Source organism: Bacillus sp. AY3-1, assembly GCF_008368785.1.
GTDB classification, from domain to species: Bacteria; Bacillota; Bacilli; order Bacillales; family Bacillaceae_G; genus Bacillus_A; species Bacillus_A wiedmannii.
On record NZ_QORZ01000016.1, the window covers coordinates 507,490 to 519,934 of the forward strand.

General features: G+C 33.7%; 7 protein-coding genes. All 7 read left to right on the top strand.

The annotated features are described in order from the left end of the window. Positions 1-4: 4 nt before the first annotated feature. The 7 genes from aroA (at position 5) to ltaS (ending at position 12,401) form a co-directional block, all read left to right on the top strand. The gene (gene aroA, locus DN389_RS13885) at positions 5-1,294 is read left to right on the top strand and encodes a 3-phosphoshikimate 1-carboxyvinyltransferase (RefSeq protein ID WP_000664597.1); all 1,290 of its coding nucleotides are present in this window, start codon (positions 5-7) and stop codon (positions 1,292-1,294) included. A 135-nt stretch (positions 1,295-1,429) separates the two neighbouring features. Continuing rightward, positions 1,430-2,590, top strand: coding sequence for a GNAT family N-acetyltransferase (locus DN389_RS13890; protein WP_149237282.1), 1,161 nt, complete (start codon positions 1,430-1,432; stop codon positions 2,588-2,590). A 228-nt stretch (positions 2,591-2,818) separates the two neighbouring features. Beyond that, positions 2,819-3,385, top strand: coding sequence for a TetR/AcrR family transcriptional regulator (locus tag DN389_RS13895; RefSeq protein WP_075307558.1), 567 nt, complete (start codon positions 2,819-2,821; stop codon positions 3,383-3,385). A 202-nt stretch (positions 3,386-3,587) separates the two neighbouring features. Then, positions 3,588-6,704 carry an MMPL family transporter gene (locus tag DN389_RS13900; RefSeq protein ID WP_149237283.1) on the top strand — a complete coding sequence of 1,039 codons (3,117 nt, stop codon included), beginning with the start codon at positions 3,588-3,590 and terminating at the stop codon, positions 6,702-6,704. Positions 6,705-7,065: 361 nt separating this feature from the next. After that, a complete protein-coding gene (locus DN389_RS13905; RefSeq protein WP_149237284.1) occupies positions 7,066-7,914 on the top strand; it encodes a P-loop NTPase family protein in 849 nt (282 codons plus the stop codon). A gap of 356 nt (positions 7,915-8,270) precedes the next feature. Further along, entirely contained in the window at positions 8,271-9,896 is a 1,626-nt protein-coding gene (locus DN389_RS13910) for an ABC-F family ATP-binding cassette domain-containing protein (protein ID WP_000633870.1), read from the top strand. 531 nt (positions 9,897-10,427) lie between these two features. Beyond that, a complete protein-coding gene (ltaS, locus tag DN389_RS13920; protein WP_149237285.1) occupies positions 10,428-12,401 on the top strand; it encodes a lipoteichoic acid synthase in 1,974 nt (657 codons plus the stop codon). Positions 12,402-12,445: the final 44 nt, after the last annotated feature.

The following is a 12,445-nucleotide window of genomic DNA, read 5'->3' on the forward strand; positions in this document are numbered from 1 at the left end:
AAACATGAAGGAAAGAACAATAGAACCTGTTAATAACGGATTAAATGGTATTATTACAATTCCAGGAGATAAATCCATTTCACACCGCGCTGTCATGTTCGGCGCGATTGCAGAAGGAAAAACAACAATTAAAGGTTTCTTGCCCGGTGCAGACTGTTTAAGTACAATTTCTTGCTTTAAAGAAATGGGAGTAGAAATCGTGCAAAATGGTGATGAAGTCACTGTAGTTGGTAAAGGATTAGAAGGCTTACAAGAACCGAAAGCTGTATTAGATGTTGGTAATTCTGGTACAACAATACGTTTAATGTCAGGAATTTTGGCAAATACACCATTTTTCTCTTGCGTACAAGGTGATGCATCTATCGCAAAAAGACCGATGAAACGTGTTACAAATCCATTAAAACAAATGGGTGCAAACATTGATGGCCGCGAAGAAGGGACGTTTACACCGTTAACAATACGTGGTGGAGATTTAAAAGCAATTGAATACACTTCACCTGTAGCAAGTGCGCAAGTAAAGTCAGCTATTTTACTTGCAGGTCTTCGTGCAGAAGGTGTAACAGCTGTTACAGAACCACATATTTCGCGTGATCATACGGAAAGAATGCTTGAAGCATTTGGTGTTAACGTAACTCGCGAGGGAAAAACAGTGAAACTTGCAGGTGGACAGAAGTTAACAGCGACAGACGTTCAAGTACCAGGTGACGTATCATCAGCAGCATTTTTCTTAGTAGCAGGTGCAATTATTCCAAATAGTAAACTAGTATTACAAAATGTAGGAATGAACCCAACTCGTACAGGTATTATTGATGTTTTAGAGAAAATGGGTGCTACTTTTACTGTAGAGCCAATTAACGAAGGAGCATCAGAACCAGCTGCAAATATTACAATTGAAACATCTTCATTAAAAGGAATCGAAATTGGCGGAGATATTATCCCAAGATTAATCGATGAAATTCCTGTTATCGCCTTAGCGGCAACGCAAGCAGAAGGAATTACAGTAATTAAAGATGCGCACGAATTAAAAGTAAAAGAAACGAACCGTATTGATACAGTCGTTGCGGAGTTAACGAAACTAGGAGCGCGCATAGAAGCAACTGATGACGGAATGATTATTTACGGGAAATCAGCACTAAAAGGCAATACAGTAAATAGTTACGGTGATCACCGCATCGGAATGATGCTTGCAATTGCCGGCTGTCTAGCAGAAGGAAAAACAACAATTGAAGACGCAGAAGCAGTAGGCGTATCATATCCTACATTCTTCGAAGAACTTCAAAAATTAGCCAAATAAAGTAATAAAAAGCAGATACGGGATGTATCTGCTTTTTATATTGGATTCGTGTCGTTAAGTCCATATAATTTCATTCACCGCACTGGAATATTGAGAATTATGGTACAATTCAAACAAGGAATGGAGGAGAAATATATGAACGTTATACGATTAAAAGAAGATATATTTAGAGAAGCATTACGCTTATCGGAATATGCTTTTCAATATAAAGTTGATGAGGAACGATTGCAACAACAACTTACAAAGATGAAAGAAAGTCATGAAATATACGGTATTATGGAAGGGAAAGATTTAGCAGCAAAACTGCATCTTATTCCGTTTCATATATACATAGGCAAAGAAAAATTTAAAATGGGAGGCGTTGCAGGGGTAGCGACGTATCCAGAGTATAGAAGAAGCGGGTATGTAAAAGAATTGCTTCAACACTCACTTCAAACCATGAAAAATGACGGATATACAGTATCAATGCTACATCCATTTGCAGTTTCATTTTACCGTAAATACGGCTGGGAACTTTGTGCGAATCTCTTTGTATGTCATATGACAAAGAGTGATTTAGTTATGAAAAAACAAGTAAATGGTACTGTAAAACGTTTCAATAAAGAAAATCACCCAGAAGAGGTCGAAAAGATTTATGAAACATTTGCAGAACGTTTTTCCGGTATGCTAGTTCGCGATGAAAAATGGTGGTTACAAGCTGTTTATGATGATTTAACATTAGCGGTTTATTACGATAAAAATAAAACGGCAGCTGGCTACATGCTATATAAAATAGAAAACTATAAAATGACAGTAGAAGAATTTGTTCCACTGCATAATGAAGCGCGAAATGGTCTGTGGAACTTTATTTGTCAGCATGATTCTATGATTAAAGAATTTGAAATGACAGTAAGTGAAAATGAACCGTTATTATATACACTAAAAGAGCCACGCGTGAAAGCAGAAATAAAACCATATTTTATGGGCAGAATTGTAGATGTGGAGCAGTTCTTAAAACAATATGAGTTGAATTGGAACAATGCACAGCAAGAAGTGATTTTACATATTATAGATTCATTTGCACCGTGGAATAACGTTACAGTGAGCCTTGCAAATCATGAAATAACAATTATAGAAGAAGAAATAAAGGATAAAGGAATTAGGCTAGATATAAATGCACTATCTACAATAATGTTTGGATACAAACGTCCGTTAGAACTTAATGAACTAGAATTAATTAGCGGAAGTGAAGAGGAAATACGAGCGTTTGAGAATATAGTTCCAGTACGTAAAGCATTTATTTATGATTTCTTTTAAGTTATAAATAGGAAATTGAGCTGTCCCAAATAAAATTTTGGGACGGCTCAAATTATATTGTCAGTTTTTGTCGGTAAGTCGATATATCTTGAAAATCGCTGATATAATTTTTTCACAAACAAGGGATTAAAAACGAAACGATACTGGTCACGCACTTGACTTTTAATCCATGTAATTTATAATTGAAAACGGAATGAATTTTCATTCCTGAAAATAGAGGTGGAAAAAATGGCTAAAAATAAACAAGAGGATATTTTTGATGCTGCGATACAACTTTTCGCAGAGCGTGGTTACGATGGTACGACAATTCCAATGATCGCTGAAAAAGCAAAGGTCGGTGCGGGTACTATTTATCGCTACTTTGAAAATAAAGAGGCGCTTGTTAACTCATTATTTTCAAAAAGTATGTTAGAGCTTTCTGAAATGATAAAAACGGATTTTCCTGTTGAAGCAAATATTCGTGAACAGTTTAGTCATACGTACAACCGTTTATTTGAATTTGCGAGAAACAACGTGGATGCTTTTTTGTTTACTAATTCTCACTGCGATAGTTATTTTCTTGATGAACAAAGTAAGAAAATATTTGAAGATTTTATAGGCTTCTTTATGAATATTATTGAAGATGGAATCGCAAAAGGTTTTCTTCGTCCATTGCCTCCAGTTGCTTTAATTATTATTGTATATCAACCGCTAGAAAAACTAACGAAGGTAATTGCAACAGGGCAATTAGAATACTCAAAAGAATTAGTAAAAGAATTGGAAGAAAGTTCTTGGAACGCTATTAGAATCATTTGATTCTATAGCTAATAAGTATAGGAATGAATATTCATTCCTGGATAGATTTAAAACATGAGAGTAGGAGAGGATATTTGTGTAACAATAGGAATGAACATTCATTCCGGTAAAGGTAGTCTAATAAAGTTTAAAAAATAATGTAATAGAATGATAGGAATGAACGTTCATTCCCTTTTAATTTTCAAAACGGGAGATGATTAAAATGAGTAAGCTGAAAAATTGGAGAAGTTTATCTTTTCTATTATGGATAGTTATTACTATTGCAATGATCGTAACGATGCCAAATATGGATAAATTAGTGAAAGAAAAAGGGCACATTACGATTCCTAATACAGAACAAAGTAGTATAGCTGACAAAATGATAAAAGAGATGGATAAAGACGGGACTGAAAAGTATGAAATTATAGCTGTTTTTAATAGTGGAAGTAAAACAGCTTTAACAACTGAGCAAAAAGAGGAGATAATAAAAACAATCAATGCTTTACAAAATGAAAAAGAGCAATTAGGAATTAAGGAAGTTGTTTCACATTTAGATAATAAAGATTTGGAAAAAAAGTTGATATCTAAAGACAATACGACCATTTTAACGCAAATCTCTGTAAATAAAAAAAATGGTGAAATATCAAAAGTTGCGAATGGACTTCATAAAAAAGTGCAAACGAAGGGTGTTAAAACGTACTTAACAGGAAGTGATTTAATAGCGGGTGATTTTCTTACTTCCTCTCAAGAGGGAGTGAAGAAGACGGAAGTTATTTCTATCATTTTCATTCTAGTTGTATTAATCATTGTATTTCGTTCACCAATTGTTCCAATTGTTTCCCTTCTTACTGTTGGTGTATCATATTTAGTTTCAATGGGGATTATTGCCCATTTAGTAGATCAATTTAATTTTCCGTTTTCTAACTTTACACAAGTGTTTGTAGTCGTTGTCCTGTTTGGGGTTGGAACAGACTATAACATTTTATTATATACAAGATTTAAAGAAGAATTAAGTAAACAAGAAAATGCATTTTTGGCTACGAAAGAAACTTTCAAATCAGCAGGGAAAACCGTTTTATATAGCGGGATAGCAGTACTAATTGGTTTTGCATCTCTTGCTTTAGCGAGTTTTAAATTATATCAATCTACTTCAGCCGTAGCAATTGGTGTTTTAGTATTACTACTCGTTTTAACCACTTTAAATCCGTTTTTCATGGTGCTTTTAGGAAAAGGAATGTTTTATCCAGTTAAAACATTTAAAGGTCATGAAGACAGTCGATTATGGGGATTTCTTGCGAAAAACTCAGTAGCAAGACCATTTGTAGCTTTAATTATTGTATGCGTGATATCGATTCCTTTCGTAATGAAATACTCTAACACACTAAATTACAATGATTTATTTGAAGTAGATAATAAATATGAGTCGAAAATGGGGATTAACGTAATAGAAGAGCATTTTCCACCAGGTTTTTCTTCACCAAGTACGTTAGTCATTCAATCGGATAACAAGTTAGATGAGGCGAGTTCGTTGCAAACTTTAGACGAACTAACTAATAAGATTTTGAAAGTGAAAGGTGTTTCAGAAGTATATTCACCGACGCGTCCAACCGGTGAAAGGATAAAAGAACTATATATAAATAAACAAGCGGGAGAATTGAATACAGGTTTAGGAGATGCCAATGGTGGCATAAAAGAAATCAATGATGGTTTAACGGATGCTAAAAATAAAATGGGTGGTAATGAGTCAGACGGCCTCGCAAATGTTCAAAAGTTAATTGATGGAACGAACGAGGCGGAAAATGGTGTGTCAGCATTAGGAACAGCTTTAAATCAACTATCAAGTGGTATAAACAATGGAGCACAAGGTGCGCAGCAAATTGAGAGTGGGTTAACTTCAGTAAATGAAAATATAAATGTCCTATCTAATGCAACGTCACAGCTTCATGCTGGCTATGCACAGTTAGAAAAAGGTTTAAGTGCTTACAATCAATACTTCGGAAGCATTTCTCAAGCGATTGATGGTGCGAAAAAAGGATACGAACAAATCGAAATGTTAATGACCAATTTCATTCAAACGAAACCAGATTTAGCAAATGATCCGAACATACTGCAAACGATAGGAATTGCTAAAGAGGCTCAAAAGCAATTAAGTATACTATCAAAAGAATTAAATGAATTAGCGACGCAGCATAAAGCAGCTATGGGGTCATTTAAAGAAGCGAATCAATCGTTATCGAAAGTGGATAACGGCTTAAAAGAAATGAGCAATGGAGTTATTAAATTACAAAAAGGGGCAGCTGATCTTAAAAATGGATTAAATGAAGGTGCTTCAGGTTCAAAACAAATTGCGAACAAGTCATCAGAGTTACAAACCGGATTAACAAAAATAAATGATGGGCAAGGCCAGCTATTAACTGGGCTGAAAGACTTGCAAGAACAGATGGGGCAATTACAATCAGGATTATCTCAAAGTACAGAGGGGCTTGAAAAGGTAAGTAACGGCCTAGGGGATGCTCAGAAGTATTTAGGAGAACTAAATGAATCAAAAAGCTCTGAGAAATTTTATATTCCAAAAGAAATTTTAGAGGGAAAAGATTTCCAAAAATCATTGAATACGTACATGTCACATGATAGAAAGACTGCTAAAATGACAATCATTTTAGACGTAAATCCATATTCAAAAGAAGCGATGCCAATCATTGAAGAAATTAATAAAACGATAGACGGTACGTTAAATGGTACAGAATTAAAATCGGTGAAAAAAGCAATCGGCGGCACAACAGCTAGAAACGTTGATTTAAAAGAAGTAACAGGCCAAGATTTCTTACGTACAGCTACAATTATGTTAATTGGAATTGCGATCGTATTAATCATGATTACACGTTCATTATTAAATACAATCTTTATTATTGGATCGCTAATATTAGCGTACTTTGCATCACTAGGTATAAGTGAACAAATTAGTACGCATGTTTTACATGTAGATTCATTAAGCTGGAATGTACCATTCTTTAGTTTTATTATGATTGTCGCTTTAGGTGTGGATTATAGCATTTTTGTAATGATGCGATACAATGAGCTAGAAGGGGACCCCGCAACGAAAATTGTAAATGCATCTCGTCACATAGGAGGAGTCGTATTATCAGCGGCACTTATTTTAGGTGGTACATTTGCTGCATTAATCCCTTCAGGTGTATTGACACTTATACAAGTAGCATCCGTTGTTGGTGTTGCACTGTTGCTATTAGCTATCATTGTGATGCCAATATTGTTACCTGCTTTAATAGGGTTAACGAGTAAAATGAAGGATTATACAAAGAAATTAAGCAAAAGAAAATAAAAGAATCCCCTTTTAAAAGTATGCCATTTACCACGAAGGAAGGGAAAAAGTAAACAGTAAAAATACCAGCACAACAACGATTGGGGATTACTGACAAAGTGTTTGATTTAAAAGATATAATTTACTTTAGATAGTTCACTCAAATAAGGGTGGACTATATTTTTTTAAAAGGTAAATGGAAAATTTATGTTAAAATAATTATAGACATTGTGAAAAAATGTTCTTAAACTAATGGTCAGGTTGCTTTAAGAATGATTTTTCAAAGGAAATGGTGAATATCATATTTTGAAGGGGTGATTGCAGTGGAGTAAGTGATTATTTTAATCTTGGTTAAATACTTTGAAGGAAGGGATTTATAACTATGAATACAAAACTAATAATAGTAGAAGGATTACCTGGATTTGGAAAATCAACCACTGCAAAGCTAATAAATGAAATTCTAAGCCAAAATAAAAGTGAAGTTGAACTATTTTTAGAGGGGAATTTGAACCACCCAGTCGACTATGATGGTGTATCTTGTTTTAATAAATTTGAATTCGATAGATTATTATATAATAGTGGAGATTTTAAAGAAGTGCTTCTTAAAAGAGTTCTAAAAAAAGGAAGCAATTATTTATTACCATACAGAAAGATAAAAAATGAGTTTGGTGACCAATTTTCGGACGAATTATTTCACGATATTTTCAAAAACGATATATATGAATTATCATTCGATAAAAATGTTGAATTAATTGCTGACAAATGGAATGACTTTGCTGAAATTGCTCTAGAAGACAATAAGGTTTATATCTTTGAATGTTGTTTCATACAAAATCCATTAACTATTGGGATGATTAAATATGGTGAACAAAAAGAAAAAATAATAAATTATGTAATGAAAGTTGCAAAAATCATAGAGAATTTAAATCCAATGTTATTGTATGTAGAACAAGATAATCTTGAATTTTCATTTAGGAAGGCATTAAAAGAAAGAACTCCAGAATGGTCCACAGGAATTGTCGACTATTACACTAACCAAGGCTATGGGAAAGAACATAACCATTCAGGTGTAGAAGGAGCAATAAAAGTTCTTGAAGCTAGAAGGAATTTAGAGTTAGAAATATTCGATATGTTAAAAATGAAAAAAGAAAAAATCAATAATACAAAATATGAAATTGACTCATATAGGTCCATGTTAAAAGATAAGTTAACAATACAAATGGTGAAATAGTTTTTTACACAAACTGGTGCTTTATTCTTTTTTCTCTTGTTTTGATTCAATAGGTGTTTTTGCATTGTTATTACTACTACATGCAGTTAAGGAAGCAATTGATAAACATAATGCTACAATTATAAATATTTTCTTCAAAATAAATCATCCTTAAAGTGTGAATGTAACTTTAATATAATTAAAAACAAATGTTTTATTCAATTTTGAAAAGAAAGGAATAGCAATCAACCGTTGCTATTCATCCCTTTTCTACTATATAATAGCTATAGTCTACAATAATTGAGTCGTAATATGCGATTTTTTAAGACAATCGGTGAGAAAACGCTGAAATAAGCGGTATTAGTAGGAGGACACAAATGATTACAGTAAGTAACGTTAGTTTGCGTTTCGCGGATCGCAAATTGTTTGAAGATGTTAACATAAAATTCACGCCAGGTAACTGCTACGGTTTAATCGGAGCAAACGGTGCGGGTAAATCAACATTTCTAAAGATTTTATCTGGAGAAATTGAACAATCAACAGGTGATATACATATTACGCCAGGTGAGCGTCTAGCAGTGTTAAAACAGAACCACTTCGAATATGAAGAGTTCCCAGTATTAGAAACAGTAATTATGGGTCACACGCAACTTTATAAAGTAATGCAAGAGAAAAATGCCATTTACATGAAAGAAGATTTTAGTGATGAAGATGGTATGCGTGCTGCTGAACTTGAAGGTGAGTTCGCTGAGCTTAACGGTTGGGAAGCAGAATCAGAAGCTGCAATCCTTCTTAAAGGTTTAGGTATTGGTGAAGATGTTCATGATAAGAAATTGTCAGAATTAACTGGGGCAGAGAAAGTAAAAGTATTACTTGCTCAAGCATTATTCGGTAAACCTGACATTCTATTACTAGATGAGCCTACCAACCACTTGGACTTAAAAGCGATTCAATGGTTAGAAAACTTCTTAATGAACTTTGAAAATACAGTAATCGTTGTATCCCATGACCGTCACTTCTTAAATAAAGTTTGTACGCATATGGCTGATCTTGATTTCGGTAAAATTCAACTTTATGTTGGTAACTATGACTTCTGGTATGAGTCAAGCCAATTAGCTTTAAAATTAACACAAGATGCTAATAAGAAAAAAGAAGAGAAAGTAAAAGAGTTACAAAACTTCATTGCACGCTTTAGCTCAAACGCATCTAAAGCGAAACAAGCAACTTCTCGTAAAAAATTATTAGATAAAATTACATTAGATGATATTAGACCATCATCACGTCGTTACCCATTTGTTGGCTTTACACCTGAGCGTGAAATAGGAAATGACTTATTAACTGTTGAAGGTCTTTCTAAAACAATTGATGGTGAAAAAGTGTTAGATAATGTGTACTTCACTTTAAATAAAGGTGATAAAGTTGCATTTATCGGTCGTAACGATATTGCGATGACAACATTATTTAAAATCCTTATGGGTGAAATGGAGCCAGATAGCGGTTCATTCAAATGGGGCGTTACAACATCTCAATCTTACTTCCCAAGAGATAACTCTAAATACTTTGAGAACAGTGACTCCAACTTAGTTGATTGGTTACGCCAATTCTCTCCACAAGATGAGTCAGAAAGCTTCTTACGTGGTTTCTTAGGCCGTATGTTATTCTCAGGTGAAGAAGTTAAGAAGAAAGTTTCTGTATTATCTGGAGGCGAAAAAGTTCGTTGTATGCTATCTAAAATGATGTTAAGTGGTGCGAACGTAATCACACTTGACGATCCAACGAACCACTTAGACCTTGAGTCTATCACTGCATTAAACAACGGTTTAATCGCATTTAAAGGCACAATGTTATTCACATCTCATGACCATCAGTTCGTACAAACAATTGCAAACCGCATTATCGAAGTAACGCCAAACGGTGTAATCGATAAAGAGGCTACTTACGATGAGTTCTTAGAAAATGAAGAACTTCAAAAACAAGTAGAAGCAATGTACAAAGGTCAATAATAAATGATGAAAAACCTCGCTCTCTTTATGAGAGCGAGGTTTTTTTATAATCTTTGATTTTATGAATTATGAATAATTATTCAAAAATAACTTTAGAGAAGGAAAGACATTTTGATGTTACATATAGAGGAATGGCTGAAGTATGAATAAACTTGAAATACATGAAGAGATTTAATATACACCGAAAAAAACAAATGATATCTATTGTGAATTTCATTATATTACATTAATGTTCCAGAACTGGAGACATATTTATTTGCGAAGCAGTGAATAAAGGTTTATAGTATGTGGTGTCATAATTAGTGGATGAGACATGGGAGAAAACAGAAAATGTTACAAATTTATTTTATTAAATAGAAACCAAGGTCAAAATGTCTAGAAAGAAATGGTTGAATAAATACTAGCTTCAAATTATAATTACTAATATTCTTCATTTAGTTAAACAAATAAAATCTATTTGAAGATAAAAAATTGAATAGAGAGACAGACTTATAAAAAAATAAGCCTTGGATGATCAAAAGAGGTGGAGAGATGAAACAATTACTATTAAAGAGTAAGCGAGTGTTAAGCAATCACTTTGGATTTTTCGTGTTTGCCATTATTTTATTCTGGTTAAAAACATACGCAGCATATGTGACAGAATTTAATTTAGGGATATCCAACACAATCCAAAAGTTTTTACTGTTTTTCAACCCGTTAAGCTCAGCAGTTTTATTTTTAGGGCTCGCATTATTCGCAAAGGGGAAACGTGCTTACATTTGGTTAATTGTTATTAATTTGTTAATGTCTATACTGTTATACGCAAACGTAGTATATTATCGCTTTTTCAGTGACTTTATTACGTTCCCGACATTAACACAAACGAATAACTTTGGAGATTTAGGTGGTAGTATTTTTGCATTGCTACACGCATATGATCCACTATATTTCCTAGATACAATCATTTTAATTGTTTTAGTTGCAACAAAATTTGCAAATCCAAAACCAATTCGTGTTGCGAAACATAAAGTATCACTAGTATTTGTAGCAGGTATTTTATTATTCAGCATTAACTTAGGTCTTGCAGAATCCGATCGTCCTGAATTATTAACAAGAACATTTGACCGCAATTACATTGTGAAATATTTAGGGGCATACAACTATACGATTTATGATGGCATTCAAAGTGCGAAAGCATCAACAGAACGAGCGTTAGCTGATGGAGATAATATGACAGAGGTTAGAAATTATCTTGCATCAACATATGCAAGTCCTAATCCTGAGTACTTCGGTAAAGGAAAAGGAATGAACGTAATTTATATTCATTTAGAGTCATTCCAAAACTTTTTAATTGATTATAAATTAAACGGGCAAGAAGTTACACCGTTCTTAAATTCATTTACAAAAGATGCGAATACGCTATACTTTGATAACTTCTTCCATCAAACAGGACAAGGTAAAACATCTGATGCTGAGTTCATGCTAGAAAACTCAATGTATGGGTTACCGCAAGGATCTGTTTTTACAAATAAAGCTCATAACACGTATCAATCAGCACCAGCTATTTTAGGACAACAAGGATACACATCAGCTGTATTCCACGGTAACTATAAAACATTTTGGAACCGTGATGATATTTATAAATCATTTGGTTTCAATAAATTTTTTGATGCGTCATACTATGATATGAATGAAAAAGATGTAGTAAACTATGGATTAAAAGATAAACCGTTCTTTAATGAATCCATTCCGTTATTACAAACATTGAAACAACCGTTCTATACGAAGTTCATTACGTTATCGAACCATTTCCCTTATCCGATTGATAAAGCGGAAACAACAATTGAACCAGCGACTACAGGTGATTCATCAGTAGATACGTATTTCCAAACGGCACGTTATTTAGATGAGTCAGTAAAAGGTTTCTTGGATTACTTGAAACAATCTGGTTTATACGATAACTCAATTATCGTTATGTACGGTGACCATTACGGTATTTCAGATAATCATGGCGCAGCAATGTCTCAAGTAATGGGTAAAGAAATGAACTCATTTGAAAATGCACAACTGCAACGTGTACCATTAATCATTCGTGTTCCAGGAATGAAGGGCGGCGTACAACATCAATACGGCGGAGAAATTGATGTTCTTCCAACGTTATTACACTTACTAGGTACAGATACGAAAAATTATGTCCAGTTTGGATCTGATTTATTATCACCAGAGCATAAACAAGTCGTCCCATTCCGTAACGGTAACTACGTAAGTCCAACAGTGACTGCGCTAAACGGCAAATACTATGATACAGCAACTGGTAACTCTGTTGAATTAACAGATGAAATAAAACAAAATGAACAAATGGTTCAAAAATCACTAAAATACTCTGACCAAGTCGTAAACGGTGACTTATTACGATTCTATACACCGGAAGGATTTACACCGGTCGATCGTTCGAAGTACAACTATAACCATCGTGATAAAAATAAAACGAAGGTAAAGACGACTGAAGACGGAGAAACGAAATAAATATTAAAAAGCGCTACTCATATGAGTAGCGCTTTTGTTTGTAC